A 26,198-nucleotide genomic window follows, 5' to 3' on the forward strand; every position below is an offset into this window, starting at 1 on the left:
AGGTTTTGAAACAGGATAACTATATTACGTCGAGTTGTATTATCAGTAACCATACGGTTTACAAAAACGGCGCTGTTTTATTTTCAGAGCAGGCTGCTACGGATGTTCCGGTATTTTTGAACGCCGTTTATAAAACGCTGGATACCAACTACGCCAGGTATTATAAAATGGATAACCTGAACAAGTTAGGTTGGCTCGCATCCGAAATACTGTTAAGTGGGGGTTTTGATAAAACAAAATATAGGCCCGAAGATATTGGCGTTATCTTGTCAAATCGAAATTCGAGTTTGGATACCGACCAGCGATATTTAAAAAGCGTAGCTGACGGTGCTAGTCCATCGTTATTTGTTTATACACTTCCCAATATTGTAACCGGCGAAATATGTATTCGTAATCACTTTAAGGGCGAAGACGCCTTTTTTATCGCGGAAGATTTTGATGCCGATTTCATCACAAATTACGTTGGTAAGCTGCTTGATGATGACGTTTTACAGGCTTGTATTTGCGGCTGGGTTGAATTGCTCGGCAAGGAATACAAAGCTGCATTATTTTTGATAGAAAAAGTAAAAACTGGCGATGTGCCGCTGTTTACAAAAGAAAAAGTGACTAAGATATTTGAGAATAAAAAGCCCCTGCAAGACGTGTTTATAGCTGGTATTGGAGTTATTACTGCAATCGGCAATAATGTTGCCGATTGCTTATCATCCTTTGAGAAAGGCGAGGCGGGGATGGCTGATATTACGCATTTAAATACCGTACATGCGGGCAAAGTGCCTGTAGCCGAAGTAAAAATGACGAACGTAGAACTTGCTGATATGAATGGCATGGAGGTGTCAATGAGCCGAACTACCTTGTTAAGCTTAACTGCTGCCAAAGAGGCGCTGAAGGACGCTGCGGTTCCCGGCATAGAAACATTGCGCGTTGGCTTTGTTTCGGCCAATACCGTGGGCGGAATGGATAAGAGTGAGGATTTTTTTATCGATTTTATTGCCGATAACAGCAAAGGAAAGCTTAAAAATGTTTTTGATCACGAATGCGGCAGCATGACAGAAGTTGTGGCAAACCAACTAGGGATAAAAGATTATATGACCACCATTAGCACCGCTTGTTCGTCATCGGCTAATGCCATATTTTATGGAGCGAGACTCATCAGAAATGATGTGGTAGATATAGTGGTAGCAGGCGGGGCAGATGCTTTAACAAAATTCACACTCAATGGCTTTAACACCCTAATGATATTAGATAAGGAATTTTGTAAACCCTTTGATGAAAATCGGCGCGGCTTAAATTTAGGTGAGGGTGCCGGGTATGTTGTATTGGTTTCTGAAAAAGTGATGAAAACATTAAACCGTTCTGCTTACTGCAAATTGAGCGGATATAATAACAGTAACGATGCTTTCCATCAAACAGCGTCGTCGCCTGAGGGAACTGGCTCATACCTGGCTATGAAGGGGGCTTTAGAAAAGGCGGGATTAACAACATCTGATATTGATTATATCAATCTTCATGGAACGGGTACGCCAAATAACGACAATGCCGAAGGAACAGCCGTTAAACGTTTGTTTGATCCCCATTATCCGCCTATTAGCTCTACCAAATCATTTACAGGGCACACTCTCGGAGCCAGCGGGGGTATCGAAGCTGTATTTTCTGTATTGGCTATAAAACATGGGCTAATTTATCCAAACCTGCGGTTCGAAACACGCATGCACGAGTTTTCATTTGAGCCCGAAACACGGTTCAAAAAAGGGGAGGCAGTTAGCCACGTTATGTCTAATTCGTTTGGTTTTGGCGGTAATTGTTCATCATTAATATTTTCTAAAATTTAATATGAAAATTTATATCCGCTCGGCCGCCTGCATTTCACCGCAAAAAACATTGCACCAAGACGATTTGCTTACCAACCCGGTTGAATATAATGATACACGATTAAAGGCAATTGAGCCGGATTACTCTGCCTATCTCGACCCGAAACTTACCAGGAGAATGAGCCACATGATTAAAATGGGTGTGGGGGCAGCTATAGAATGTTTACGAAATGGCGAAATAACTATGCCGGGTGCCGTAATAACCGGTACAGCTTATGGCTGCCTGGAAGATACGGTGACGTTTTTAACCAGGATGATTGATATGGATGAAGAAATGCTTCCGCCGACGGCATTTATTCAATCAACCCATAATACAGTTGCAGCGCAAATTGCCTTAATGCTAAAATGCCATAGCTACAATAACACTTTCGTACACAAAGGGATTTCGTTTGAAAGCGCGTTACTTGATGGTATAATGTTATTGAACGAAGGCGAGGCTGATAATGTGCTGGTTGGCGGTACCGACGAAATGACGGATGTTAGTTATACTATTTTGACAAGGCTCGGCTTATATAAAAGGTTTCCCGTTTCAAATTTATCGCTGTATAAAACCAAGTCTACAGGTACTATTGGAGGCGAAGGTGCCGCCTTTGTTTTGTTGAGCGATAAGCCATCTGCCGTTAACATGGCGGAGTTAACAGGATTTCAAAATTTCTATAAACCGACAGACATAGAAGATATAGAAGCACGCATAGTAGCATTTTTAAAGACCTATAATTTAAGTATTGCTCAGGTTGACCTGGTAATAACCGGAAAAAACGGCGATCTTAAAAATGATGCGGGCTACAATCAATTAGCGAACACCATTTTTAACAATTGCGCCAGAGCAAATTACAAGCATCTATGTGGCGAATATCCAACCTCGTCTGCTTTCGCTCTTTGGCTGGCTGCCAACATTATTAAAAGCGGAAAGGTGCCCGCTTCAGTATTGGAAGCTGGGGCTGAAAACATCAGGCCCAAAACGATACTTATTTATAATCACTACCTCAACTTATATCATTCACTAATGTTGGTATCTACATGTTGAAAAACAGCCTTTTTGCTATCACTACAATAGCACGCCAAGAAACGGTAATTGAAGCTGCGGTTATGATTAATGCAGATGATAGGATATTTGAAGGCCATTTTCCAGGCCACCCGGTTTTGCCGGGTGCCTGTATGCTGCAAATAATAAAAGAGGTTTTGCAAGAAGCTCTCGGCGAACAATTAATACTAAAAAAGGCAAGCAGCATTAAATTTTTAATACAGGTAGATCCAACTATAATTAATTGTTTAAAGGTTATTATCAACTATAAAAAAATAGATGCATTAGTCGAAATCATCGGGGCTATGATGGCCGGCGATTCGGCGTGCCTAAAACTAAAAGCGATTTTCGCGAAGCTTACTTAGTCCTGTTTTTATGAATGTAATCAACTATAGTGTTCACGTCTACTAATATTTTGCGGCCTTCTTTGGGGTCCTGAATAATTATCCCATACTCTTTTTTGAGTAAAACGATCAGTTCAAGCGAATCTATCGAATCCAATCCAAGCCCGTCGCCAAATAATGGTTCATCGTCTTTAATTTCTTCGGAGGTTAGAGGCGACAGGTTAAGAAACTCTATGATTTGTAATTTTAATTGTTGTTTTAATTCTTGAACTTCCATTTAGCTTTATTTAATCAAATTAAATTTTTCATTTTCAAACCAGCAATACTTAACGCTTGCAGGCATATTGTAATCAGCAATAAAGGTATAATATTTATCAAAACATCGTTCAGTGTGCCACCCTCTAAAAACAAACCGTAGTAAGCTTCAAGGCACCAATGCATTGGTGAAAGCTTCATCACCAGGGCAAATGATTGGGGCATTGCAAAACTGGGCACCATTAATCCACCAATTGCGGCGAGTATAACGATAGACACCGCACCAAACCCGTTCGCCTGCTCTGGCGTATGTGCAAAAACGCCAATACAAATGGCATAACTAACAGCGCACCAACCGCATATTAAGGACACAATGACTAATCCAAAAACATCAACCGGCAGATTTAGCGCCGGTAGATGGATCAACGGAAATAACCAAATACCTATAGCAAATATGACAGCCGCCTGCAACATTGTAACTGCGAGGTAGGTTATTTGTTTGGAGATTAGCGTAACCATGTAGTTAGTAGGAAGCGTTTTAAGTCTGATAAAGCTTCCACTCAATTTTTCGCGAACCATGCTTCCACCTAAGGAAATTACTACGAAAAACATGGCGAAGAGGGTCCACGCAGGCACATTATGCTGCGACGCATTGGGGTTGCTGTGGCTCCCACTTTTGGAAACTGGTATTTCGTTTATTGTTATCTTGTTATCAAGTAATTCGTTCTCCAGCCGTGCCGGCAACGGCTTTTCGTTTATAGAAAAGTATAGATTTTTTAATATTAGCTTACTTTCAATTAGTTGTAGCGCGCTATATATGGCACCTTGGACAGATCGCCGGAACGACTCTTGTAGTATAGGTTGGTAATATAAAGTTATAGGGCCAACATCGCCAGCGTTGGGGTCAGTTTTATTACTCTCCAAACCAAAGGTATTTAGTGCTTTATCTGCTATTATTTTCGCCTTTCCTTCCATCTTCACAGAAAAATTGTTTGGGATGATGATGGCAAGCAACGCATCTTTACCTTTCATGCGCGCCATTACTGTAGCATTACTCTCGTTTTTTGGGAGCGGGACGAGTTTGAACATTCCTATTTTATCTATAGATTGAATAAACTCTTTGCTAACCCTTCCTGTATCTCTATTGGCTATCAATAACGATATTTTATTTTTATCGATCAATTGGAACGTGCTGTTCTGGATGCTGGTAACAATAATTACCAAAAGTATGGGCATGCCGAACATCAGCAATATTCCAACCTTGTCTCGGGTTAGTATGCGAATGTCCTTAATAATGGTAGCCCAAAGTTTAAACATCCCTGTAATTTTTGCCCGTTAAATTTAAAAACAGGCCCTCAAGCCCAAGTTGTTTGTGCTTTACCAACAAAGCGTCCAAGTTATCGTTAGCAATTATTTTTCCATCATCAATTAGTGCTATCCGCTCGCACAGGCCTTCAGCCTCACTTAATTGGTGTGATGTGTAGATTAGGGTGGTGCCGCTTTCGTTTAATTGTTTAAGGTAATCAATTATAGCAAAACGGGTTTGCACATCAACACCCACGGTCGGCTCGTCTAAAAATAGCAACTCAGGGTTGTGCATTACACCTATAGCCAAATTCACCCGCCTTTTCATACCACCGGAAAATTTCTCTACCGGCTTATTTCGTACGTCCTCCAATCCTAAAACATTTAATAACTCATTTGTTCTAAGTTTTATTTGTTGCCTGCTTAAGCCATACCAGGCGCCAAAAAACTCTAGGTTTTCGGCCGGGCTAAGTTCCTGGTAAAACGAAAAATCTTGTGGCACATAGCCAAATAACCTATTTGCCAATTTTCGATGGCTTTTGATTTTAACACCAAGAAGCTGAATACTACCTGTTTCGAAAATCAACAAGCCGGTCATCAAATTCATTAGGGTCGTTTTGCCAGCGCCATTTGGCCCAAACAAGCCAAATCGCTCGCCTTTGGCTATTTCAAGATCGAAGTTTGACAGTACTGGAACAAGTTGCCCGGGATAGCTAAAGCTTAAATCGCTGATGTTTATCGCAGATAGCTTCATTCCTTCCAGTTAATTTTAGATAAAGCTACAAAGGCTCTCCGTTCTATTTCGGATATCTCTAATAAATAATCTCCCATTACATTAAAATCGTGCTGGCTGCCAATGCGGCCCTTAAAAATACCAGCCGCCTGTACAGCAGCAGTGCGCCAAAGATCGCCCGATTGGGTAAATGTTTTTGAGATCTCCAATAACTCATCGACCTGGTGATAGGCGTGGGCCTCTTGCAGAAACGCAGCATAAATATAACGGAAACCGCCGCCACCGGTGCCTATTTCTTCCTGCATGCGTACAAGTTGTGCAAGGTATAAACCTGATTTTTTTTCGCCCAAGCTGTCGCGCCATTTTTTTATACGGTTGGCGGTATATCTAATTCCATTTACGCCCAATATTGGCATTGGCGATAGCATATCGTTTGCAGTTTTTTTAATTCCGGTTACGATCCCTTTTTTTATTTGGTCGTTAGTAACAACGGACGCGGTTTTTGGATAGTAGATTTGCCCATTAGGAGCCAGCGTCCCTTTAGCAAATCGAACACGCTCCAATTCATAATCGCTTAACGCGGTAGTATTTTCCATTATGGGATCGCTGATCAGATAATGATCTTCAACGTGCCCATAAACGATAAGGTTATGTGCATTAAAGTGGAAGCGGTATTCTTTAGGGAAATACGAAAGATAGTATACGCCAACCTGGCAACCTACCGGATGCCCATAGGCAAGGCATTCATCTAAAAATACTTTTGCTTTTTCCTTCGAGCTAAACTTTTTTCGAACAACCTCAATCCCCAAAGCTTTGCAAGTGCGTTTAAATATCAATCCGGGCATTACCCTAAAAGCTATCACCGGCCCGTTGTTTATTTTGAGTAATGGAATGTAAACGAAGAATAATCCCGACCCAATGCCAAATGCCAGCGGTTCTGTTATCTGGCTAACGCCTATGTTGTTTAACAAACTTCGGGTAACCCCATTTTCGCAGTGCGCCGACTGTAAGTGTTCAAAACTAAGTTCCATGTACAGTCATGTTTTTAAGATTATCAACACTTACATTAAATACTTCAGCGTAGTTTTGTAATTTTTCAAGAGGTAATTTGGCAAAAACATTGGGTTTTAGGTGTCGTTTTATCTGCCATTTCCAAAAGCCGGTATAACCAGCTAAAATACCAATATCCATTAAGCCTTTTTCCATAAAAAACAATATCGGGCTTGCTTGCTTATCCAATACTTTTTGGCGTGCATCCGCAATCCGCAATTCAACGTCGCCCCATGCAGTATCCAGCGCGGTAATTTTTATATCCCAACCACGGCTAAGTTCTGTCACGTACTTCCCCGATTCGTCAGTAGCGTAGCATACCTCTTTGGTTACCTTACCCAACGAGCTCAAGTCCTGCGGAACGTCTTGCTTTTTCATTTAGCTGTGTTAACAAACGGTAAGCATGGCGTACATGTAAGAAAAACGGGCACTTTCTGGAACGAGTAACAAAATTTTCTCACCTTTTTTTAATGTGCCGTTATTAAATAATTCGTTTATCATCAGAAAAACTGAAGCAGCACCTACATTTCCAACAGTATATAAGTTAATAAACCATTTTTCGTAAGGTATACCACCACCATACAGCTCTACCATATCATAGATTTTCGACCTGAAAAAGTCACTGGAGATGTGGGGTAAAAAATGATCAATATCGGAAGCCGCAAGGCCTTTCCTATCGAATATTTCTTTGATTTTTTTTCCGCCAAGGGGTACTATATTATCACTCAACAAATTAATATCCTGTTTAACGCTGAATATAGATTGCGTCATGATCTCTTCAGGGGTATAATCCATAAAACCCTTTAACGTACCGTCTAGCAGTTTATCGCCGCCCATGTACATACAGGTTTGCATTTCGTTAGCATAAGATACACCCTCGATCCAGTCTAACCGAAGGCTAAGCCCGGTTTCATTAGGTTTATCAGACATCAGGAATGCGGATGCACCATCGGATAGCATCCATCGTAAAAAATCTTTTTGAAAAGCAATATAGGGGTTGTCGCTCAACTCTTTTAGCTTAAGCGCTTCTTCTTCAAAAACATCTGCCACAAGCAACCCCGAAAACCTTTCGGAACCGGTTGCCACAGCTAATTGCACATCGCCGGTTTTAATGGCCAGGTAGGCATATTTAATAGCATGCATGCCCGCACAACATACTCCCGATGGGGATACCACTTCAATAGCTTCCGCCTCGGGCAACCACCCATGCGTCATTACGCCATGGCTGGGCATTACTTGGTCAGGCGAAGATGTTCCGCAAGAAAGCAATTCAATGTCCTTTATTTTGGTGGGGTTGGTTTTAAATAACTCTTTCACAGCCAGCGCGGTCATCTGAGCATTTGTGTGGGTAGGTTTACCGCCTTTAGTTAGGGCGTAATAACGATTTTTTATACCGTTATTCCGTAGTACGATATTTTTCGACTTGGAAGGTTTACCATTAATAAACCCCAGATATTCTTCCATAGCATCGTTGGCAACGGGTTCGTTCGGAAAATAAGCCGATGTACTGTTAATAAAAACTTCGGGCATGAGACATATATCAGTTTAAATTTAAAAAATATTGTTTTCTTGCTGCTATTCGTTTAGGGCTAAAAAATTTAAAAAAAATGGCATCGATGGTTATAACTATAGGGGCACCTATCCAAAAAGCTATTAATAAATAGTACTTGAACGCGGATAGCCAAAACGCCCTGTTTCTTCTTTTTACTATAAAATTGGCCCAGAGACCGAATATTTTGCCGGCTACAGTTTCAATGATCATTAAATTGTAATTCAATTTAACAGCGCCTTTTTTAACAAGCTCAGTTTGTAATCCAGCCCAATTGTCATTATTCAAATGCGTTAAAACACTTTGGCCAAAAACGCCGGCATGTTTGATATCACTTTCCGAAACGCCCGGTGGGGGGAAAATGTTTAGGTATTTGTCTTTTTTTCCGTGCAGCATCCAATGGAAAATGGTGATAAAACTAATTGGATTTGGATGCGTGTCAACTAAAGCAATATTACCAACAAGTTTAGCTCCCGCCGCGTTAATCAGTTTTTTTACCCTCACAAAAGCGTTGAGCCACATATTTCGCGCTCCTGTAACCGTAATAACGGGTGTGTTTTTTATTGCTGCCTTTAGTTTTGCTTGCTGCATTAAGGAGTTAAAAGGGATGCTGGGCGATAAAAACCAAGCTTGATAACCTAATATCACCAGGTCATAACTTGTTTCTTTTAATTCAAATGGTTCCAATTCAGCCGTTATATCTAAAACGCAATCGGGCATAACACTGAAAAAAGTGTCAGCGGTCCACGGAAAAGGAAAAGGCTTGGTAAGTTGAATATTTACTATCTCGACCGAAGCACCTGCCTCAACAAGGGGTGTTGTTAAATAGTCAATAATCTGACCCAATTGGCCGGATTGTGAGTAATAAATAGCCAATACTTTTTTATTCATGCTTACAAAGAAAGATCTTGCGGGCGCAGTATTTTTGAATTTTTGCTGTAATCAGAGATCGCCTGCTGAACATTAAATGGCAGACTCTTGTACGTTGTTTTTACTAAAAGCTTATCTGCTTCAATTTCCTTCCTGTATTTTACAATCTTAGGTGCATGCTCTTGTATGATAAGGCGTAAAAAATGAAATTCGCCATTATTGTTATTGTTGAGTAAAGCAGATTCTAACTTAATCCGGCCTTTTTTAAAAAATATTAATTTTTGGCCGGGTATTTTTACTAACCCCGCTTTTCTCATCAGCAAAGTGCCTTCATAAGCTTGTTTTTCAGGCAATTCAATATCGGCCAATAATGTTAATTCCTGGTTAATTTCTTCAAGCTTACCGGATGCCAGTATGGCGTAAAAAGCAGTTTTGCTAAAGTTTTGTGCCTGGCTTTTATTAGTTGCCGAATGCAGCACCGAACTACAAAACAAGAATATTAATGTGGCTATTTTCATAGTTTGTATGCGTACGTATCTGCAAATATATTAATTATAATGGTTGCCAGCTAATAACCGCAATGCTGTGTTTTTGTTGTGTGGATCGCCGATAAAAAAGTAAGATGATTTTTATTGGCTGTAGATTTCGGATCTTTTGTTATCTTAACACCGAATATCTTAACGCCAATGGTAGCGATAAACTGAGTAGCTAAAACAATTGGTGATAAAAAGCATTAAATAATTACGTGTACGATAAAAGGAAATTTAGTGATTCCTGGGCAATCATCCTGGGCGGATCAAGCGGTTTTGGGTTGGCAACCGTTGAAAAACTGGCAAAATATGGTATGAATAGCGTAGTAGCGTACCGCGAAACGGCTATGCAAGAACGCATTCTGAAACTCAGAATGGCGGCGCTGGCCGAGAAACAAAACGTTTCAATTGAATTATTTAACGTCAACGCCTTAGATACGGTAGCCCGGCAGGCGCTTATCCAAAAATTAACAGAAGATAAGCAAAAGAAAGGCGCGGTGAGGCTATTACTTCATTCGATAGCCAGGGGAAACCTAAAACCGTTGATGCCGCAAACGGGTATGAATGTTGAGTCTATTGAAACACTGTCAGTTGAAGATTTAACATACACTACATACGCAATGTCTACAAGTTTGCTCGATTGGGCAAGAGAACTTTTAGCAGCCGAACTTTTCCAAAAAGACGGGCGTATTATTGGTTTAACCAGCGAAGGAGCCCATAAATATTGGGATGGCTATGCCGCGGTATCAATCGCTAAATCATCATTGGAAAGCTTAAGCACTTATATGGCAGTAGAGTTGGGGCGGTTTGGCCTCAAAACTAATTTGATTCAAGCGGGAATAACAGAAACGCCCTCGCTTAATAAGATACCCGGAAGCGAAAAACTGATACAGATAGCAAAAGAAAAAAACCCTTTGGGCCGTGTAACCCAAACAACAGATGTTGCCAATGTTATTTACCTGTTGTGTATGGATGAAGCGGGATGGATAAATGGTTCGGTGATTCACGTGGATGGGGGCGAACATTGCCGGTAATTTGTTAAAGTTTTTGAGATGTATAACAAAATCATAGCCTGTTTACCTTACAAATCATCGTTTCTTTTTGTTGATAACGTTACGGCGTTGAGTGATAATGGGGTTACCGGAGACTATACTTTAAAACACGATTCTTTTTTTTATGAAGACCATTTTATAGGAAACCCGGTAACACCGGGCGTGATTATCACCGAAATAATGGCGCAAATAGGATTAGTTGTATTGGCCACCTATTTAATGATAGATGATAAGATTAGTACAGATGTAGTAATGAGTGAAGATTCGTTTCCGCTGCTAACTTCAACCGAGGTGTCTTTTTTTAAGATGGTATTGCCTGGCGAAAAAGTAACTGTAAGTTCTGCAAAGGAGTATTTTCGTTTCGGTAAATTGAAATGCAAAGTGGAAATGCATAATGAGCATGCAGAATTGGTGGCGAGGGGTGTATTTTCGGGCATCGTAAAAAATGCGCTAATAAAAAAACAAAAATGAGCAAGCGCGTAGTTATAACTGGTTTAGGTGTGATATCACCAAACGCAATGGATGTCCCCAGTTTTCTCCATGCGATCAAGAATGGTGTTTCGGGTATAAAATTTATGCCGCAATACGAAGAGCTAAGATTTAATTGCCAGGTAGCCGGCTCACCGGCATTTGAGTGGGACGATTTGAGAAACTATCTCACCGAAACGAGTTTGTATGGTTTAAAGGGTAAAGGCATAGCATTTGGAATAAAAGCAGCGCTTGACGCCTGGATGGATGCCGGTAATGAGATAGCCAGCCAAGAAACACTGTGGGAGACAGGGTGTGTTTTTGGCAGCAGTGTGGCTGATACTGATGTAATAAAAAACGCCATTACCAGGGTAGACGCTAAGGAGTCCAGGAAACTGGGTTCGAGGGTGGTAGAGCAGATTATGAACAGCGGTGTAACCGCTTACATATCTGGCAGGCTTGGATTAGGCAATAAGATCATAAGTAATTCGTCGGCCTGTGCCACAGGTACGCAGGCTATATTAATGGGATATGAGTATATCAAATACGGCATGGCCAAACGCATGGTGGTGGGTAGCAGCGAATACGTTGATGCTTACATATTTGGGGCATTTGATTCTATGCGGGTGTTATCCAGGAAATACAATGACGAACCTGCGAGGGCGTCAAGGCCGATGAGCCTCACAGCCGGTGGTTTTGTTCCCGGCTCAGGCGCTGGTGCTTTAATATTAGAAGATCTTGATTTCGCACTTGCCCGTAGTGCACGTATTTATGGCGAAGTGCTTGGCGGAAGTAACAATTCGGGCGGCCAGCGTGGTGGTGGATCAATGACCGCGCCAGCTGCTACAGGCGTTATCAGGTGTATACAGGAGGCTATGAATAATGCCGGCATAAACGGACAGCAGGTGGACCTGGTAAGCGGACATTTAACCGCTACGATAGCAGATACCTTAGAGATACAAAACTGGGCGCTGGCTTTGGGCCGTACAGCCGATGATTTTCCGATGGTTAATTCATTAAAATCAATGATCGGCCATTGCCTTAGTGCTGCCGGCTCAATTGAGACCGTAGCCGCGGTTTTACAAATAGTTCATGGTTTTGTACATCCAAATATTAACCTGGAAGATGCTAACCCAGAAATTATAAATTTAATTGGTGCAAACAATTTGCCCACAAAAATCGTAAACAAAAAGATTAATATTGTTGCAAAAGCTAATTTTGGCTTTGGCGATATTAATACCTGTTTAATTATTTCCAGATACTACAAATAAATATGGATAGAACAACTATTTTAACTGAACTAAAAAAAGTGCTTGCGCCTTACACGGAAGATAAAACAATGCTTGAGGGGATCACCGAGGAAACAGATCTTATAAAAGATCTTAAAATAAACTCGGCTAACCTGGTTGATGTCATTATAGATGCAGAATCGCAATACAATATCGAAATTGATTTTGATTCCGCAGAAAAAATGTACCTGATAGGAAATTGCATAGATATAATATCTGATAAACTAAATAGACCTGCTTGATAAGCACCGGCAACGATATTGTAGCCCTTGATCTGATAGATATCAACCGAACCAAACAGGTTCGGTTTTATACACAAATACTTTCAAGCTCCGAACAAAGATTATATCAGCAGCTGGTGTGCCCGCAACTGAGTTTTGAACTTTACCTATGGCTGCTATGGTCAGCTAAAGAGTCCGCATTTAAGTATCTCAAAAGGTTGACTCCAGAATTAGTGTTCTCGCCAACGCAAATCATCATTCAGGACCTTAAATTTACAGGTAGCCAAAAGAATGATGTAAATACAGGGCATTGGGAAAGCATAGATGGCGATGTGTTTTATAACGGTACAATTATGCACCTGTCAAACACTCTTTATTTTCGCTCAAAAATTTCTGAAAGTTGGATAGCTACCGTCGTCAATCATCACGAAAGTTTTAAAAATATTTATTGGGGCGTTAAATCGATTAGAGAAAACTCAGCAGAATCTCAATCAGTTGAGGCGCGTTTATTTTTGATAGACAAACTACGCCCTTATTTTAATGATCTTCACATCAAAAAAAGCCCAATAGGATACCCTGTTATCTTCAATAATGGCAACGAGCTTAGTGTACCAGTGTCTATTGCGCATCATGGTAAATACGTAAGTTATTCTTTTGTATTGGATTAGGCTGATCAGATTAAGAGTTAGATTGATCGGAAGGCGTAGCCTCGACCCCTCCCGCAAGGTTCATAACAGCTGTATTAAATTCGCTTCTCGGGCGAGCCTTTTGAAAGTACAGGGAATTTGGCGCGCTGATGGTATTACTGATACTCTGCGTTACGTGCTGTAATCAAGATGTTCAATCGATGAACGGGTTGTATTACAGCAACTTATAAGGTTTGTGTTGACCTGGCGGTCTTTCCATGCAACAGGTTACCAATAGGATGCGATTTAATGAACAATTCGGATAGGTCTTAAAACAAAAAACGCCTTAAATGATGCATTTAAGGCGTTTTGAAATTGTTTGATATACAATCAGCGGAGAGATAGGGAACAAAAATAGATTTACTATCTCCTATAAATCAATGCGTTATATATCTAAAATCTATGAAGGTAACCTAACAGGTTACCCGAAAAATGTTAAATTATCGCTAATGCTTATAATGTAGATATTGAAAAATCTTACTTACAACTAATATTTAATTTTCTTTAGATAATGAATGTTATTGAACACTTAAGGAAATGTTTCAGACATCACTTAAAGGTTTTTTAAAACGTTGCTTAATGAAAGTAGTTGCGGGTAGAAAATTTAGTTCTTACTACGCGTCCAATATTTCAACCACAGTAGCTTTTGCCAGCAATTTTGAACTCCTGGCAATCCTTAAACTTACCCTATCGGTTTGCTGTATTTTGTAAGGCTTGTCGTCCGGTCCCCGGCTAATTTTCGACGGCTCTTAGTTTAGGCTGGTTAATTAAAAGTCTAAATTTTTGTAGATTGAGTTATGATTATGTTCAATATGTCACAAATGCGCCTGTTATTTATTCATGATTAATTTAATTAACTTCAACAATAAACAATATTTGAACAACCCTGTTCAATAAAAAAGGATGTTATGAATACAAAGCCAATTTCCTCTAAAGTGCACAGCTTTATTGATTATGCCCTGGTCGGCAATTTACTATCCGTTCCTTACTTGTTAGGGTTTAGTGAAAAAGTAAGCAGTTATACACAGTCGAGGGCTTGGTGCTTTAGTGTATGTAGCGCTAATTAAACAACCTGCTGCCGTTAAACTGCTTATTCTTTTACGGTGCTGATATAATAGACCTTTTTAATGTATGACAATTTGTTTTGCAAACATTTTTAAAACCGTTTAAAAAAAGAAAACAGGTACGGTTATGTAATACAGGTTTCACCATCGTCGCAGTACTTACAGTATTGCTGACTGATTGGCATGGCCGAACAAAAATTAAGGTAACTACATACCACATGGGACAGGTTTCCGCTTTTAGGAGTAGGTTATAGACTGCACACCACATTTTATTTACTCAGGGCTCAATGATATTTAGGACAATGTTGTCCTATTTTAAATTAAGAGTAATGAGTAAAAAACAGTTAAAAGGGTTTATTTCTTCCCCCAGTGAATTAAAAGAGATTTCAAAGTTCCGTATTCCAAAGGTTGAGAATCTAACCAATTCGGAAGGTCGTAAAGTACAAATAATTCGTACTCCTTATGCTGTTGGTTTGGCCAATATTCGCCGTGTTGGAGTAACTGACGAGCAACTTGCCCAATTGCAAGTAAATCCGCATCCTTTTCCATGAGGATAATATTTGATATTTCTTTACCCTTATATTTTCTACCAATCAAATGCTCGTTATCTGCGAGCATTTTTTTTGCTTCGTCTAATGTCATAGGATAAAAATAGCAATTAAAACTTATAGGTGTTTTATTATCTTAGCAGTGTTTAAAATACTGTACTAATCGGAGTGCTATCCTGAATTACCACAATAGTATGCACGCAAACCGAGATTTAAGTACGCTGTAAAAGCGTGGCTGTATCTTTTTGCGTGTAAGGCTGTGGTAAGCCGAGGATAGTAAAGAGGTTAAACAGTCACGCTTTATTTTTATCCTCAAATTACCACGAATGAAAAAACTACTATTTGTTGTTCTTGCAACATCCTTATTTGCATGCTCTCAAAAAACATTAACCCTTGGCACATCGGAAGCAGATTTCTTAAAGCAGCGTAAAAACGCAAGTTTAGTTATGATGTCGCCCGAAATGACGGTGTACAAAATATTTAAGGGGCCTTATAATCGAGATCGCGGTACACGGTTTTATTACTTCCATGACGGCAAATTATTTCTAATTGACCAAGGCGAAAAAAGGCCAAATATAGTTATTGATCAGACCATACATAATCAGTAATATGACCACCAAAGAGAGATTTAACAGCCTAATACTACCTATCGGTTGCGCTGTTGTAATATCGCTGATATTAGCCTATAACATTTATAACGATAGGCCCGCACCTAAATTTAAGAGCAAAGTTATTTGGGTTAAAGGCAAGAAGTACACAAGGGAGGAAGTAGACAGCCTGGAATACTTACAGGGCATAGAAGAAGCGGAGGCACACGATGAAAAAGTTGGTTTTTAATTTTCTTATTTCTGTTATTGCCGGTTTTATAGATTTCTGTGGTGAAGTTGTAGATTTTTTGGAAAAAGACGTAAAGAAAAAAGTACCAATGAAAGTTCAAATAAAGAACCTTGCTTTATTATTAATAATATTCTTGTTTATAACAAATCCATCAATGAATACTTTTAAAGAATTTCGTAATAGAAATTCCGAACATAACGAATTTATGTACAGAGTAAATAACTGTTTTTTATTTTCTATTTACAACAGCGATTACGGTAAATACATAGGTATAGCAGGTAATTTCTTTCGGATATAATTAAACTTTATTTGTCCCGTATTGTTATTAATATTATATTTGAGTGTTAATACAATATACCATGACTACAAACTTTAAAAGCCTGTTACAAGTGTTGGATTTCTTCAAGGAGGAAACCACATGTATAAGCTACTTAGCGCAATCACGTTGGGGAGATACCCCATCATGTCCCCATTGCGGTAATGTGGGCGCATACGTCACCAATAGGGGCTATAAATGCAAGGCTAAAGAGTGCCATAAGAAATTTAGCGTTACTACTGGCACCATCTTCGAGAATACTAAAATTAGCCTTAGAACATGGTTTGCAGCAATGTATTTATGTACCGCACATAAGAAAGGTATTAGCAGTTTACAGTTAAGCAGGGATTTAAATATCACTCAAAAAACAGCTTGGTTTTTATTACATCGCATTCGTGAAATGCTGAACAATAACGAAGTGGAACAATTAGACGGAGTTGTTGAAATTGATGAAACTTATGTTGGTGGCAAGTTTAAGAATAAGCACGTATCTAAAAGGCCGGCAAATAGTCAAGGCAGAAGCGGAAACGGTAAAACTGCCGTTGTAGGCTTGCTACAGCGCAACGGATCTGTTAAAACATTTGTGATTAAAAACACAGAGGCAGGAACATTGCAACCAATTATGTTAGCACATGTAAGCCCTAATGCAACAGTAGTGACAGATGCATACAGTTCATATAATGGCCTGTCAAGGACTTACAACCACATAAAGGTAAAACACATCGAAAACAATTATATAACCATTGGGGACGACCATACAAACAGTATAGAAGGCTTTTGGAGTTTGCTAAAGCGTGGTATTGTTGGCATATATCATTATGTATCACCGAAGCACTTACACAGGTATTGCAATGAATTTGGGTACAGGTATAACACCCGTCACAATCGCGATACTACAAGGTTTGAGGACGTGTTTAATAACTGCAATAATGTTAGGTTAACATACAAGGTTTTGATTTCTCAATAATTATCCTTTACCTTTGTATTGGTATCCCCCCTATGACGGTTTAGAAGCAGAGCGCTTGGTTCTACTCAAGAGGGGGCGTTACTAAATTATAGATAACCTTCTTATATTTTTCAATATTGGTAAGCGTTTTTTCAATATCTGCAGCTGTAAAGGCAATTGATGGGAAAACTTTTTTTGCCTTTATAAAGTGAATTTCCCCCTTATCAATACCAGTATCGGATGTGTCTAAAAGCCAATGAGCTAAAATATTTCTTTTCTCTGCAATTTCATTTAAATCTTTTGCCAAATAGGGGTATGTTTTTAAAAAATCCTTGCAATGACTTTGAATTATGAAAACAAATACCGCAACTTTACTACTGTAAGTAAGTCTATCGTGACAAAGTATTAAATCAAAAAATTCGTTTTTTCTTTTCTCATTATTGCAAAAATATTTTGCGAGCCAGTTATCAATTATTTTTTCAAGTAGTATAACTTCATTAATTAATCCGCCCCTTAATACGATTGCATCAACAGTTAAATCTTTCAGTTTTTTTTTACTCATTATAATATCATTAGGCTGTACGCTAAATCTAAAAATAAAACTCCTTATCTTTACATCATGGCAGAAAATAAAAAAGAAGCTAAACCAAGAGCCGAGCAGTACGACCCCAAAGTAAAATTTGATGGTACACTTGAGCAAATGATTAAAATTGCTGTTAAGCCTCAAATACAGGCCAAAGACAAAGCAAAAAAATAACGGCTATATCCCTATAACCGTCAATATCCTTTTATATCCCATTTGTCCCAACAGCTATATAGTTACCAAAATTAATTAATACCGTCAAATGAAAACTAAAACACAAAAAGATACAACTTCGCCAAGAGATGGCAACAAATTAAGCCCTTGGCAAACAGGTATCCAACAAAAGCCTGCTGCTACGGTGTTATACGGCACCGATAAGTTTGATGTGCTCATTATTGGTGCAGGCATCACCGGGTATCGGCCGGGTTACTTTTACAAAAAACCTGCAAAAAGGTACTCATAGTTGATGCACACACGCCAGGTTTTGGCACTACCGGCGGTACAAGCGCGCACATCAACACCTTTGCCGATACTACTTACAAAGAAGCGGAAAGCGCATTTGGAAACGAGGGCGCCCAACTGTTTGCCGATGCGGTAAACGAGGGCTTTGCACTGATCAAAGACAATATTAATCGATACAAAATCAATTGTGATTTCGAGGACAAGCCCGGTTACCTGTATGCGGAAGATGAAGATCAGGCAAAGCAACTGGATGATATTTACCAGGGTGCAAACCAGGTTGGTGTAGCTGCAGCATATATGCAAGAGGTACCTACGCCGGTTGATTATGTGAAAGCTTTGCTATTTGAGGGGCAGGCGCAATTTCATCCTTTAAAATATTTACAGGGGCTATTGGCTGAGTTTAAAAGTAGTGGGGGTAAGCTGCTTGAAAATAGCATGGTTGACGAAGTATTAAAGGATGGTGAGGTGTATATTGCTAAAGCCGGCGAACTTGATATTAAGGCCGCAAGCATCATTTATGCTACACATCTCCCACCTAAGATAACCTCGTTCAGCTTTAGGTGCGCACCTTATCGCGGTTAAACTTAAAGGAAATGATTATCCTAATGCTCTTATTTATGATATGCAAGAGCCTTCCCATTATTTCCGTACGCATGAAATAGACGGGCAGCCATTACTATTGGTAGGTGGTAATGATCATAAAACCGGCCATGATGATCCTGAAACGGCTTTCGCCGACCTTGAGAAGTACACCCGCAAGCATTATTCTGTTTCTTCGGTAAAATACCGCTGGTCAAGCGATAGCAAATTCATTAATGTAAACGAAGATTACGAAGTGCAATACTGGACAAAAGAACTGGCTGTAAGCAAGCAGGAACTGGAAGATGCGGTAAAACCGCCGGGACTACAGTAATTGCTATACCCTAACATCTTACAAATAAGTGCCTTGAGAATCATTATAAACCTGTTAGGAGGGCTGGCCGGCTCGGCAGCTCTTAACCTGCTTCACGAAACTGTGAAGCGGTTTGACCACGATGCACCCCGGGTTGACCTGGTAGGTGAAGAAGCGATAGTTAAAGGTATGGAAGCGATAGGTAAAGAGCCGCTATCCGGCGATGCACTGTATGCCGCAACGTTAGCCGGCGATTTGTTAAGTAATGCCTTTTATTACAGCCTGATAGGTGCCGGAAAGCAAAAGAACCTGCTTTTACGCGGTATAGTTTATGGTGCCTTTCCAGGGTTTGGCGCAATAAAACTTACCAAGCCCGTAGGCTTGAGTGATGCGCCGGTAACCCGTACAGATAAAACAAAGATATTAACCGTTGCTTACTACACTTTTGGCGGGTTAGTTACGGCATTAAGTGATATAAACAACTATACCGTTAAGTTGTCGGTAAGGGATTTTGGCATCGGTATACCACCCGAAAAACAACAGTACGTTTTTGACAGGTTTTATCGTGTACAAGAATCGTCAAAAAAATTTTCAGGCCTGGGGTTAGGATTATATATATCGGCAGAGATCATCAAACGCCACGGTGGAACCGTAGGTGTAAACAGCGATGCCTCCGGGTCAGAGTTTTACTTTACATTACCTTTAGTAAACTCCTAAGGAGATCGACTAAGACTTTGCCTCTGGGTTATGAACCAATCTTTACTGCTGCGGTTAGCTGTGATAACGATTATTTTTAAGCGAAGAAATATTACAGCCTCCGGCAACAAAGAGGGTGCAATTCCCAGCATTTTTGAAAGTCCCCGAGGGCGCGTTAGTGTACAAGCAAACTCGCTTTTTATGGTTAACGCCCATAAAAATTAATAAAATCAATGTCAGTATTCGATAGTATATTAGAGATATAAAATGATTGGAACAGGCGGGATAACATCTTTACCGAAGACGGAAAGGTACTCGCTGAAAGATGGTTATAACTTGCCCTAATGATGTTGAAGGAATTTACAGAAGCTATAATCAAGTCCGTTCTTCAACACCCCGTAAAGAAAAAAAATACTTTGCTTTCCAAAAGGGATGTTGTTGTAAACCAATAATTTGCTTAAGACTAGAAAAAGTGTTCACAAAAGGTAAAGGAATATTGAAATACTTGGGCCGGATCTGATCACGCAGATCAAATACAGTTTTTATATGTTAAAAAAGTGAGGTTAATGAGTGATCTGTCGAATAATGTTCGGGAAACTTTTAGCATCTCAGTGAATGGTATCAATCTTATCATGGATGAGCCTAACCATACCATCTAGTTCATCGGCGCATTTGCCAACCAACTTGATTAACTCTTCTTTTTCATCGTGATCAGTAGATTTTTCGATCAGGTCCATCAATCCTTGTATAGAAGCAACCGGACGGCGCATTTCGTGAGAACTGGTCCATGATATTTCCCGAAGGACGGTGTTGTGGCGAAGTATTTCATTGTCGGCCGCCACACGGCTACTGATATCCCGGAAATTACAGACGATAGCGTTGACACTGGGCTCCGCCAACATATTGGTAAACAAGCATTCCAGCCAAATATAATGCCCATCTTGGTGGCGGGAGCGAAAGCTAACCATCACCGGTTCAGTGGGATTCAAAATTATCTCATCAATTGAGGCGTGTACCCGCTCTTTATCGTCCGGGTAGACAAGTTCGTCAATGTCCGTGTACTGCTGCTCATTGCTCCAGCCATTGATGCGTGTGGCCGAGAGGCTTCTGTAGAAAACGCGAAAGTTCCGGTCCAGCAGGGTAATACCATCGTAACTATGCTCAATCAATTTGCGAAAGCGCAGCTCGGTTGCAACTATCCGGCCGGTTTGTTCTTTTACCCGGCGCTCTAATTCATGTTGCATTGCCTCACGCTGGTCTTCCGTTATCTTTCGCTCGGTCTGGTCACGGGTCATTTTTGCAAACCCGATATGCTTATTATTTTGATACAAGGGTGTAAATACGATATTTGCCCAGAATTGCGAGCCATTCCGACGGATCCGCCAGCCTTCACTTTCATGGGCACCGCTTTCCAGGGCTTGGGATAGGTTGTGTTGAGGCTCGTTGTTGAGGATGTCTTCCGGGGTGTAGAAAATCGAAATATGCTTACCAACAACATCAATTTCCTTATAGCCCTTGATCCTCGCAGCCCCATCGTTCCACGTGAGGATATATCCTTCGGGGTCAATCATAAAAATAGCGTACTCCTTAACGCTGGCAACTAATAGTTGGAATAGCGCCTCGTCAGGATTGGAAGATTCTTGTACGATACTTTGCTTAGCGATCACGATGGTTTGGTGGCTAAATATTTAGTTGTTTACGCAATTTATTATTTTCCCCTCGATATTTCAAATTCTTTTGTTAACCAATTATAAGCGACGATTTAATTGTAACGGAAGTTGACTTAGAACTTAAATATATTTCTGCTTTTACTTGAAATAGCAAAACACTTTTGTTTAAATTGCATATATGCTTTATAACCTATTATAGCCAATATGTCCAAACTGCCATCATTAGTTTTTGCTATTGTGTTCCTGGTCATGTTGGCGCTAACCCAATTGCTAACCTATCAGCAGTATAAATTTTCAATCAACAAACACAAGAATGAACTTATACAAGAGGCCGCCACAGCAAAAGATCGTTTCCGGAATATATTATTCAACGACATCGCCGCAGCTAATACCCTTGCTATTATTTACAAACAATACGGCGTTCCTGCCAAATTTGACAGCGTCGCCCGTCAAATAATATATAACAGCCGATATGCCCAGGCGTTACAGATTACTGAAAATGGAATAGTAAAAAATGCTTACCCCGATGCTCGTTATAAAAAGCACTATTGGCACTAATGTAAATGCTGATCCGACACGTAAGGCCGAAGAGGCGCGTGCTGTTGACCGAAAGGATATTTATTTTGCAGGCCCGCGTCGTCTACGTTTTGGCGATACAGGGATACTGGGCAAAGTACCTGTCATTGTAAACAACAAGGTCGTGGCAGTTGCGACAGTGCTTACACGGCTTAACATTATAAAACAACAGCTTCAGCATCCAGGCAACGATAAGAAATTTGCTTATCAATTGGTGAAAACTGAGAAGAAACGCTCTGTACCGTTCCTGATATCTACTGCTAAACCTGCCAAAGAAAGTGAGCATGTTTATACCCAGATACCCGAAGGCGACTGGTTGTTGCGTGTAAGCTATGCTGATGGCTATGCTTTAGATAGATTTCCATTTGAAGTGTCAGTTTTGGGCATCTTATTATCGCTTGCCGCAGGTGTGCTTGCCTACAGAAAAGTGAGGGAACCCTACAAACTTAATGCAATAATTGATGTTAAAACAGCACAAGCTAATAAAGCTGTTAAAGAGTTAAACCTGCTTAATCATGTAAATGATATTATCCTGACCGAGCAAGACATTCCTAACCTGTTTAACAAGGTTTGTTGTTGCATAGGTGAGTCGGATAGATATTTACTTGTCTGGATATGCGAAAAACCGCCTGAAAGTGCAGTCGATCAAACAATAGTTCCGCTGGTGGCAATTGGCGCTACCGACTATTTGAAGGATGCAAAGATAGTGCTCAATGACCCCGAGCGATCTAACGGGCCTACCGCGAGGACTCTACTTACCGGAAAAACTGTTATAAATAATGATGTTGCCCATTCCGCGTATTTTGGTCAGTTTGTAAAAGATGCAGATAGGTTTGGCATCCGTTCATCGGCCGCATTGCACCTTAACCTTGGCAGCGACGAAAGCGGGGCGTTAGTCATTTACGCGGGGCAGGCCAACGCATTCGATGAGCATGAGGTATCAACACTTAACCGCCTTGCGGCAAATTTATCCATTGCAGTACAAAACATTAACACCCGCAAAGAAAAAGAAAGCACCAGGCGTCAATTGCAGGAACGGGTAAAAGAATTGACCACTATCTATAAGGTTAACCAATTACTTCAGCAGGAGCATTTGGATACGGACACCCTGTTACAGGAGATAGTAGAAGCGTTGCCTCCAGGCTGGCAATATCCTGATGTATGCCAGGCAAGGATATGGTTTGATAATAAGGAGTATAAAACAGAAAGATACACAGATTCAGTATTTAAACAGACAGCTGATTTTGGTTTGCTTGACGGCAGAAAAGGAAGTGTAGAAGTTATATATACTGAAAACAAACCACCCGAAGCGGAAGGGATATTCCTGGAAGAAGAGCGCAGCCTAATTAATTCTATAGCCGAAGCCATAGAGGTTTATTTTGACGAGGATATTCAGCAGTCGGAACTTGCGAAATCTGAAAACAGATTCAGGGGAGCTTTTGAGGATTCAGCAATAGGAATGGGGCTTACCTCGGTAGAAGAAAACTCTATGGGGCGATGGATAAAGGTAAACCGATCATTACACGAAATGCTGGGCTATACCGAAGACGAACTTTTATTGCTCACTTTCATGCAAATTACGCACCCCGATGATTTGGCAAAAGATCTGGCAGCTCATGACCGTATCTTGAGGGGAGAAGCAGATACCTATCGTTTAGAAAAACGGTATATCCATAAAAATGGAAGCATAATTTGGATAAATCTTAATGTGTCACTTATCAGAGATAAAGATAGCCGTCCGCTGTACCTTGTTGCCCAGATGGAAAACATTACTGAAAAAGTAGAATCTCAGTTTAAGTTTCAAAATCTGGTAGAGAACTTTACGGTAGGGGTGTACATAATCCAGAATGAAAAAATGGTATACGTAAATCCGAGAATTGTAGAAGAGATGGGGTATGCCGAAGAGGAGATAATTGGACAGCCATTTGAGAAGTTTATTTACAAGGACGATATCAAGCTGGTTAGAGGAAACATGAGGGAGCGGGTAGAAAAAGACATCAAATCTACCAGCAGGTATGAAGCTCGGATAGTAAAAAAAGACGGACAGTCGTTATGGTTCGAGATATTAGGCGGGGCAACTTTATACGGTGGACAGCCTGCCCTGATAGGTACAATGGTGAACATTACCGAACGAAAGGCAGTTTATGATGAACTGGAAAGGTCAGAGGCTAATTTGAAGTCGATGTTCGAAACTACAGATGTATCATACATGTTGTTTGATACCGAATACAATATTATTGCCATTAACAAGCACATGAAAGATATTTACTTACATGCTGCCGGTACGGAATTAAAAGCAGGAAGTAATATGGCCGATTCGCTCTTACCCGAAAGACGGGAGAAAGCCCTTGAAAGATACGATCGCGTATTACAAACAAATCAAGCAGAAGATTACGAAATATCCTATACAAAAGATGGTGTTTCCCGTTATTATATAGCCAACGTAAAACCTGTTCATGATGGCAAAAAGGTGATAGGTTTATGCGTTTCGGGTATTGACATTACCGAACGGAGAAATGCCCTTGAGCAGTTAAAAAATGCTAATACGGACCTGCAACAACGCGCCGGAGAGCTGGCTGTCTCAAACGCCGACCTGGAGCTTTCGAAAAAAATGTATAGCGAGCTGTTTAATTTCAGCCCCTTACCGGCATGGGTTGCGGATATTAATACTTTACGATTTTTGGACGTTAATAATGCTGCCGTACTACATTATGGCTATACACGTGAGGAGTTTTTGTCAATGAGTTTGCATGTGATAAGGCCTACAGCAGAAATTCCTGACATGGAACGTGCTGTTAACGAACGTGCCAACCAAAACGAGGGCATTTACAGTACGATATTGACCCATAAAAAAAAGAATGGCGAATTAATGAGTGTCGAAATCCAAGTTGCGCCAATTTTCTATTCGGGTGTTAAAGCCAATATTGCGATAGCTACAGATATAACAGAAAGAGAGCATTATATCAAGGCAATTGAGGCGCAAAATGCGCGCTTACTTGAAATATCGTGGATCCAATCTCATATAGTGCGCGCACCTCTTTCACGAATGATGGGACTGATCCCCTTGCTAAAGGGTTCAACCAATACCGCGGAGGAACAGAAGATAATACTTGATTACCTTTTAATATCGGCTCATGAGTTGGATGAAGTTATAAAAACGGTTACTGATAAATCAAAAATTGAAGACTTCCAAACATTAACGCCCGATATAAAACGTAGATAATGTTGCTTGCTCAGCTTAAAAAACTCCGGACTAATGCTTCCCATTCCTGGGGCAAAGATACGTGAGGCCGACTTGGCCAGCTCTCCGGTACCAGTAATCGGCGCCCAGGTCACCCTCTTTACGATGCAGATAATCATGAACCCAGGCGGATTCCCGGTCGCTGAGCTGGTCGACCAGTTTGTGGGCTGATTGCCAATCGCCCTTCGCATTGTACCAAAGGCTTTAAGCTGCAAAGGCAACCCGCAATTGGGCTCATTTGCATTCAAAGAAGTGTTAAGTCAGTTACCGTTTGCATTTCCGGAATAAAAAATCTATAAGTGGATGCTACAGGTTATTTAATTTTCGCTGTTCCTCGTCGGAAAACTGCACATGCCGAGACAAGTCTTTCACCAATAGTACCGGTAGCAAAATCTATCCTTCCAGCGCCTTCATTGATCATTGTGTTGCTAGAACACCTCAATGATCATTTTTGGTTTTCAATATTTCCCGTTAAAATATCCTTCATGGCTACTGCTGAAATGACACTGTCAGAGTAATTCAGCATCCGCTTTACATGAAATACGTGCTGTTCAAAGGAATCAAGGAATTGGTTTAATTCCTTGGCCGACTCTTGGACCTGTCAGGTGCTGTAATTGACCATGCCGGTGCAATCATCAATACGCAGGCGATGAGATGATCGTTAGCTGGAATCTAAAGGACGGATTTAAAAGCAACAACAGTAATGATTGCTTCTTCGCTATGAGACGCGCGCTCGAAATACAGGAAGATAAGTACAACAGCAAATTTGGTTTACTACCAGGGTTCAAAGCGGGACTGCATTATGGTAAAGTCACTGCCGGGGAGATTGGATCTCTTAAAAAGGAAATCATATTTACAGGTGATGTCCTCAATACCGCAGCAAAGATACAAAGTCTATGTAATCAATTGGGGGCCGACCTTCTGGTATCGGAGCACCTAATTAAAATACTTCGCCTCCCTGCCGGCTACGCGATAACATCAGTTGGCGATAAACTGCTTAAAGGCAGAAGTAAACCAATGGAGCTATTTGTTATTTCAACCTTGTTTTAAGGATAAACAATTAAGATAAGCCTTTTAAAAGGAGCTTTAGCCCTGCTAATGAATTAAAATACGCATTTTGGAA

31 protein-coding genes are annotated in these 26,198 nt (G+C 40.4%); 20 read left to right on the top strand and 11 right to left on the bottom strand.

Annotated features, from left to right (window positions below):
- Positions 1-5 precede the first annotated feature (5 nt).
- The 3 genes from ACVW0P_RS06955 to ACVW0P_RS06965 are packed head-to-tail and all read left to right on the top strand — an operon-like array spanning position 6 to position 3,257.
- Positions 6-1,829, top strand: coding sequence for a beta-ketoacyl synthase N-terminal-like domain-containing protein (locus tag ACVW0P_RS06955; protein WP_457131430.1), 1,824 nt, complete (start codon positions 6-8; stop codon positions 1,827-1,829).
- 1 nt (position 1,830) lies between these two features.
- Positions 1,831-2,895: a beta-ketoacyl synthase chain length factor gene (locus ACVW0P_RS06960; RefSeq protein WP_354429885.1), complete on the top strand. Its 1,065-nt coding sequence runs from the start codon at positions 1,831-1,833 to the stop codon at positions 2,893-2,895.
- Positions 2,889-3,257 (top strand): hypothetical protein, encoded by a 369-nt coding sequence (locus tag ACVW0P_RS06965; RefSeq protein WP_457131431.1) that lies wholly within the window; start codon positions 2,889-2,891, stop codon positions 3,255-3,257. The genes ACVW0P_RS06960 and ACVW0P_RS06965 overlap by 7 nt, the downstream gene beginning before the upstream one ends.
- Here the strand turns inward: ACVW0P_RS06965 and ACVW0P_RS06970 are convergent.
- The 8 genes from ACVW0P_RS06970 to ACVW0P_RS07005 are packed head-to-tail and all read right to left on the bottom strand — an operon-like array spanning position 3,250 to position 9,516.
- The gene (locus ACVW0P_RS06970) at positions 3,250-3,513 is read right to left on the bottom strand and encodes a phosphopantetheine-binding protein (protein WP_354429887.1); all 264 of its coding nucleotides are present in this window, start codon (positions 3,511-3,513) and stop codon (positions 3,250-3,252) included. The genes ACVW0P_RS06965 and ACVW0P_RS06970 overlap by 8 nt on opposite strands.
- A gap of 14 nt (positions 3,514-3,527) precedes the next feature.
- On the bottom strand, positions 3,528-4,808 hold the full coding sequence (locus tag ACVW0P_RS06975) for an ABC transporter permease (RefSeq protein ID WP_354429889.1): 1,281 nt from the start codon (positions 4,806-4,808) through the stop codon (positions 3,528-3,530).
- Positions 4,801-5,550, bottom strand: coding sequence for an ABC transporter ATP-binding protein (locus ACVW0P_RS06980; protein WP_457131432.1), 750 nt, complete (start codon positions 5,548-5,550; stop codon positions 4,801-4,803). The genes ACVW0P_RS06975 and ACVW0P_RS06980 overlap by 8 nt, the downstream gene beginning before the upstream one ends.
- Positions 5,547-6,560 (bottom strand): BtrH N-terminal domain-containing protein, encoded by a 1,014-nt coding sequence (locus ACVW0P_RS06985; RefSeq protein WP_457131433.1) that lies wholly within the window; start codon positions 6,558-6,560, stop codon positions 5,547-5,549. The genes ACVW0P_RS06980 and ACVW0P_RS06985 overlap by 4 nt, the downstream gene beginning before the upstream one ends.
- Positions 6,550-6,957: a hypothetical protein gene (locus ACVW0P_RS06990; RefSeq protein WP_457131434.1), complete on the bottom strand. Its 408-nt coding sequence runs from the start codon at positions 6,955-6,957 to the stop codon at positions 6,550-6,552. Before ACVW0P_RS06990 ends, ACVW0P_RS06985 begins: the two co-directional genes overlap by 11 nt.
- A gap of 9 nt (positions 6,958-6,966) precedes the next feature.
- Positions 6,967-8,109, bottom strand: coding sequence for a beta-ketoacyl-ACP synthase III (locus ACVW0P_RS06995; protein WP_457131435.1), 1,143 nt, complete (start codon positions 8,107-8,109; stop codon positions 6,967-6,969).
- A gap of 10 nt (positions 8,110-8,119) precedes the next feature.
- On the bottom strand, positions 8,120-9,019 hold the full coding sequence (locus ACVW0P_RS07000; RefSeq protein ID WP_457131436.1) for a hypothetical protein: 900 nt from the start codon (positions 9,017-9,019) through the stop codon (positions 8,120-8,122).
- Positions 9,020-9,021: 2 nt separating this feature from the next.
- A complete protein-coding gene (locus ACVW0P_RS07005) occupies positions 9,022-9,516 on the bottom strand; it encodes a hypothetical protein (RefSeq protein ID WP_354429901.1) in 495 nt (164 codons plus the stop codon).
- Positions 9,517-9,743: 227 nt separating this feature from the next.
- Between ACVW0P_RS07005 and ACVW0P_RS07010 the strand changes: the two genes are divergently transcribed.
- The 5 genes from ACVW0P_RS07010 to ACVW0P_RS07030 are packed head-to-tail and all read left to right on the top strand — an operon-like array spanning position 9,744 to position 13,226.
- Positions 9,744-10,562: an SDR family oxidoreductase gene (locus ACVW0P_RS07010; protein ID WP_457131437.1), complete on the top strand. Its 819-nt coding sequence runs from the start codon at positions 9,744-9,746 to the stop codon at positions 10,560-10,562.
- 18 nt (positions 10,563-10,580) lie between these two features.
- Entirely contained in the window at positions 10,581-11,051 is a 471-nt protein-coding gene (locus ACVW0P_RS07015; protein WP_457131438.1) for a 3-hydroxyacyl-ACP dehydratase FabZ family protein, read from the top strand.
- Entirely contained in the window at positions 11,048-12,319 is a 1,272-nt protein-coding gene (locus ACVW0P_RS07020; RefSeq protein WP_457131439.1) for a beta-ketoacyl-[acyl-carrier-protein] synthase family protein, read from the top strand. The genes ACVW0P_RS07015 and ACVW0P_RS07020 overlap by 4 nt, the downstream gene beginning before the upstream one ends.
- A gap of 2 nt (positions 12,320-12,321) precedes the next feature.
- Positions 12,322-12,579, top strand: coding sequence for an acyl carrier protein (locus ACVW0P_RS07025; protein ID WP_354429909.1), 258 nt, complete (start codon positions 12,322-12,324; stop codon positions 12,577-12,579).
- A complete protein-coding gene (locus ACVW0P_RS07030; protein ID WP_457131440.1) occupies positions 12,576-13,226 on the top strand; it encodes a 4'-phosphopantetheinyl transferase family protein in 651 nt (216 codons plus the stop codon). Before ACVW0P_RS07025 ends, ACVW0P_RS07030 begins: the two co-directional genes overlap by 4 nt.
- 1,436 nt (positions 13,227-14,662) lie before the next feature.
- Here the strand turns inward: ACVW0P_RS07030 and ACVW0P_RS07035 are convergent.
- On the bottom strand, positions 14,663-14,950 hold the full coding sequence (locus tag ACVW0P_RS07035; RefSeq protein WP_457131441.1) for a hypothetical protein: 288 nt from the start codon (positions 14,948-14,950) through the stop codon (positions 14,663-14,665).
- A gap of 232 nt (positions 14,951-15,182) precedes the next feature.
- Here ACVW0P_RS07035 and ACVW0P_RS07040 point away from each other — a divergent pair, with 232 nt between their 5' ends.
- The 4 genes from ACVW0P_RS07040 (at position 15,183) to ACVW0P_RS07055 (ending at position 16,976) form a co-directional block, all read left to right on the top strand.
- Positions 15,183-15,464, top strand: coding sequence for a hypothetical protein (locus ACVW0P_RS07040; RefSeq protein WP_457131442.1), 282 nt, complete (start codon positions 15,183-15,185; stop codon positions 15,462-15,464).
- Between the two features lies 1 nt (position 15,465).
- Entirely contained in the window at positions 15,466-15,693 is a 228-nt protein-coding gene (locus ACVW0P_RS07045) for a hypothetical protein (protein ID WP_457131443.1), read from the top strand.
- On the top strand, positions 15,674-15,991 hold the full coding sequence (locus tag ACVW0P_RS07050; protein ID WP_457131444.1) for a hypothetical protein: 318 nt from the start codon (positions 15,674-15,676) through the stop codon (positions 15,989-15,991). Before ACVW0P_RS07045 ends, ACVW0P_RS07050 begins: the two co-directional genes overlap by 20 nt.
- Positions 15,992-16,052: 61 nt before the next feature.
- On the top strand, positions 16,053-16,976 hold the full coding sequence (locus tag ACVW0P_RS07055) for an IS1595 family transposase (protein ID WP_457131445.1): 924 nt from the start codon (positions 16,053-16,055) through the stop codon (positions 16,974-16,976).
- A 61-nt stretch (positions 16,977-17,037) separates the two neighbouring features.
- Here ACVW0P_RS07055 and ACVW0P_RS07060 read toward each other — a convergent pair whose 3' ends face one another.
- The gene (locus ACVW0P_RS07060; RefSeq protein ID WP_457131446.1) at positions 17,038-17,517 is read right to left on the bottom strand and encodes a hypothetical protein; all 480 of its coding nucleotides are present in this window, start codon (positions 17,515-17,517) and stop codon (positions 17,038-17,040) included.
- Positions 17,518-17,574: 57 nt separating this feature from the next.
- On the opposite strand from ACVW0P_RS07060, the gene ACVW0P_RS07065 reads away from it, so the two are divergent.
- From ACVW0P_RS07065 to ACVW0P_RS07085, 5 genes are all read left to right on the top strand, one after another.
- Positions 17,575-17,712 carry a hypothetical protein gene (locus ACVW0P_RS07065; RefSeq protein ID WP_457131447.1) on the top strand — a complete coding sequence of 46 codons (138 nt, stop codon included), beginning with the start codon at positions 17,575-17,577 and terminating at the stop codon, positions 17,710-17,712.
- Positions 17,713-17,800: 88 nt separating this feature from the next.
- Complete coding sequence (locus ACVW0P_RS07070; RefSeq protein ID WP_457131448.1) at positions 17,801-18,001, top strand: hypothetical protein; 201 nt, start codon at positions 17,801-17,803, stop codon at positions 17,999-18,001.
- Positions 17,998-18,582, top strand: a complete 585-nt coding sequence (locus ACVW0P_RS07075; RefSeq protein ID WP_457131504.1) for an NAD(P)/FAD-dependent oxidoreductase — start codon at positions 17,998-18,000, stop codon at positions 18,580-18,582. The genes ACVW0P_RS07070 and ACVW0P_RS07075 overlap by 4 nt, the downstream gene beginning before the upstream one ends.
- Positions 18,583-18,622: 40 nt before the next feature.
- The gene (locus tag ACVW0P_RS07080; RefSeq protein WP_457131449.1) at positions 18,623-18,913 is read left to right on the top strand and encodes a DUF3606 domain-containing protein; all 291 of its coding nucleotides are present in this window, start codon (positions 18,623-18,625) and stop codon (positions 18,911-18,913) included.
- 33 nt (positions 18,914-18,946) lie between these two features.
- Positions 18,947-19,609 (top strand): ATP-binding protein, encoded by a 663-nt coding sequence (locus tag ACVW0P_RS07085; protein ID WP_457131450.1) that lies wholly within the window; start codon positions 18,947-18,949, stop codon positions 19,607-19,609.
- 587 nt (positions 19,610-20,196) lie between these two features.
- Here ACVW0P_RS07085 and ACVW0P_RS07090 read toward each other — a convergent pair.
- Positions 20,197-21,255 (bottom strand): PAS domain S-box protein, encoded by a 1,059-nt coding sequence (locus ACVW0P_RS07090; protein WP_457131451.1) that lies wholly within the window; start codon positions 21,253-21,255, stop codon positions 20,197-20,199.
- Between the two features lie 207 nt (positions 21,256-21,462).
- On the opposite strand from ACVW0P_RS07090, the gene ACVW0P_RS07095 reads away from it, so the two are divergent.
- The 3 genes from ACVW0P_RS07095 (at position 21,463) to ACVW0P_RS07105 (ending at position 26,125) form a co-directional block, all read left to right on the top strand.
- Positions 21,463-21,816, top strand: coding sequence for a hypothetical protein (locus ACVW0P_RS07095; RefSeq protein WP_457131452.1), 354 nt, complete (start codon positions 21,463-21,465; stop codon positions 21,814-21,816).
- A complete protein-coding gene (locus ACVW0P_RS07100; RefSeq protein ID WP_457131453.1) occupies positions 21,785-25,057 on the top strand; it encodes a PAS domain S-box protein in 3,273 nt (1,090 codons plus the stop codon). Before ACVW0P_RS07095 ends, ACVW0P_RS07100 begins: the two co-directional genes overlap by 32 nt.
- Before the next feature lie 738 nt (positions 25,058-25,795).
- A complete protein-coding gene (locus tag ACVW0P_RS07105) occupies positions 25,796-26,125 on the top strand; it encodes an adenylate/guanylate cyclase domain-containing protein (protein ID WP_457131454.1) in 330 nt (109 codons plus the stop codon).
- The last annotated feature ends 73 nt before the right edge of the window (positions 26,126-26,198 follow it).

The sequence above is a fragment of the Mucilaginibacter sp. UYNi724 genome (assembly GCF_054057495.1).

Bases quoted from the DNA above. Each gene is read 5' to 3' on its own strand.
- ACVW0P_RS07095 (WP_457131452.1), top strand. From the start codon at position 21,463: ATGTCCAAACTGCCATCATTAGTTTTTGCTATTGTGTTCCTGGTCATG.
- ACVW0P_RS07015 (WP_457131438.1), top strand. From the start codon at position 10,581: ATGTATAACAAAATCATAGCCTGTTTACCTTACAAATCATCGTTTCTT.
- ACVW0P_RS07020 (WP_457131439.1), top strand. From the start codon at position 11,048: ATGAGCAAGCGCGTAGTTATAACTGGTTTAGGTGTGATATCACCAAAC.
- ACVW0P_RS07065 (WP_457131447.1), top strand. From the start codon at position 17,575: ATGGCAGAAAATAAAAAAGAAGCTAAACCAAGAGCCGAGCAGTACGAC.
- ACVW0P_RS06995 (WP_457131435.1), bottom strand. From the start codon at position 8,109: ATGCCCGAAGTTTTTATTAACAGTACATCGGCTTATTTTCCGAACGAA.
- ACVW0P_RS06990 (WP_457131434.1), bottom strand. From the start codon at position 6,957: ATGAAAAAGCAAGACGTTCCGCAGGACTTGAGCTCGTTGGGTAAGGTA.
- ACVW0P_RS07070 (WP_457131448.1), top strand. From the start codon at position 17,801: ATGAAAACTAAAACACAAAAAGATACAACTTCGCCAAGAGATGGCAAC.
- ACVW0P_RS07050 (WP_457131444.1), top strand. From the start codon at position 15,674: ATGAAAAAGTTGGTTTTTAATTTTCTTATTTCTGTTATTGCCGGTTTT.
- ACVW0P_RS07055 (WP_457131445.1), top strand. From the start codon at position 16,053: ATGACTACAAACTTTAAAAGCCTGTTACAAGTGTTGGATTTCTTCAAG.
- ACVW0P_RS07100 (WP_457131453.1), top strand. From the start codon at position 21,785: ATGCTCGTTATAAAAAGCACTATTGGCACTAATGTAAATGCTGATCCG.
- ACVW0P_RS07035 (WP_457131441.1), bottom strand. From the start codon at position 14,950: ATGACATTAGACGAAGCAAAAAAAATGCTCGCAGATAACGAGCATTTG.
- ACVW0P_RS07025 (WP_354429909.1), top strand. From the start codon at position 12,322: ATGGATAGAACAACTATTTTAACTGAACTAAAAAAAGTGCTTGCGCCT.
- ACVW0P_RS07080 (WP_457131449.1), top strand. From the start codon at position 18,623: ATGCAAGAGCCTTCCCATTATTTCCGTACGCATGAAATAGACGGGCAG.
- ACVW0P_RS07000 (WP_457131436.1), bottom strand. From the start codon at position 9,019: ATGAATAAAAAAGTATTGGCTATTTATTACTCACAATCCGGCCAATTG.
- ACVW0P_RS06975 (WP_354429889.1), bottom strand. From the start codon at position 4,808: ATGTTTAAACTTTGGGCTACCATTATTAAGGACATTCGCATACTAACC.
- ACVW0P_RS06985 (WP_457131433.1), bottom strand. From the start codon at position 6,560: ATGGAACTTAGTTTTGAACACTTACAGTCGGCGCACTGCGAAAATGGG.
- ACVW0P_RS07105 (WP_457131454.1), top strand. From the start codon at position 25,796: ATGAGACGCGCGCTCGAAATACAGGAAGATAAGTACAACAGCAAATTT.
- ACVW0P_RS07005 (WP_354429901.1), bottom strand. From the start codon at position 9,516: ATGAAAATAGCCACATTAATATTCTTGTTTTGTAGTTCGGTGCTGCAT.
- ACVW0P_RS07040 (WP_457131442.1), top strand. From the start codon at position 15,183: ATGAAAAAACTACTATTTGTTGTTCTTGCAACATCCTTATTTGCATGC.
- ACVW0P_RS06965 (WP_457131431.1), top strand. From the start codon at position 2,889: ATGTTGAAAAACAGCCTTTTTGCTATCACTACAATAGCACGCCAAGAA.
- ACVW0P_RS07060 (WP_457131446.1), bottom strand. From the start codon at position 17,517: ATGAGTAAAAAAAAACTGAAAGATTTAACTGTTGATGCAATCGTATTA.
- ACVW0P_RS06970 (WP_354429887.1), bottom strand. From the start codon at position 3,513: ATGGAAGTTCAAGAATTAAAACAACAATTAAAATTACAAATCATAGAG.
- ACVW0P_RS06980 (WP_457131432.1), bottom strand. From the start codon at position 5,550: ATGAAGCTATCTGCGATAAACATCAGCGATTTAAGCTTTAGCTATCCC.
- ACVW0P_RS06960 (WP_354429885.1), top strand. From the start codon at position 1,831: ATGAAAATTTATATCCGCTCGGCCGCCTGCATTTCACCGCAAAAAACA.
- ACVW0P_RS07045 (WP_457131443.1), top strand. From the start codon at position 15,466: ATGACCACCAAAGAGAGATTTAACAGCCTAATACTACCTATCGGTTGC.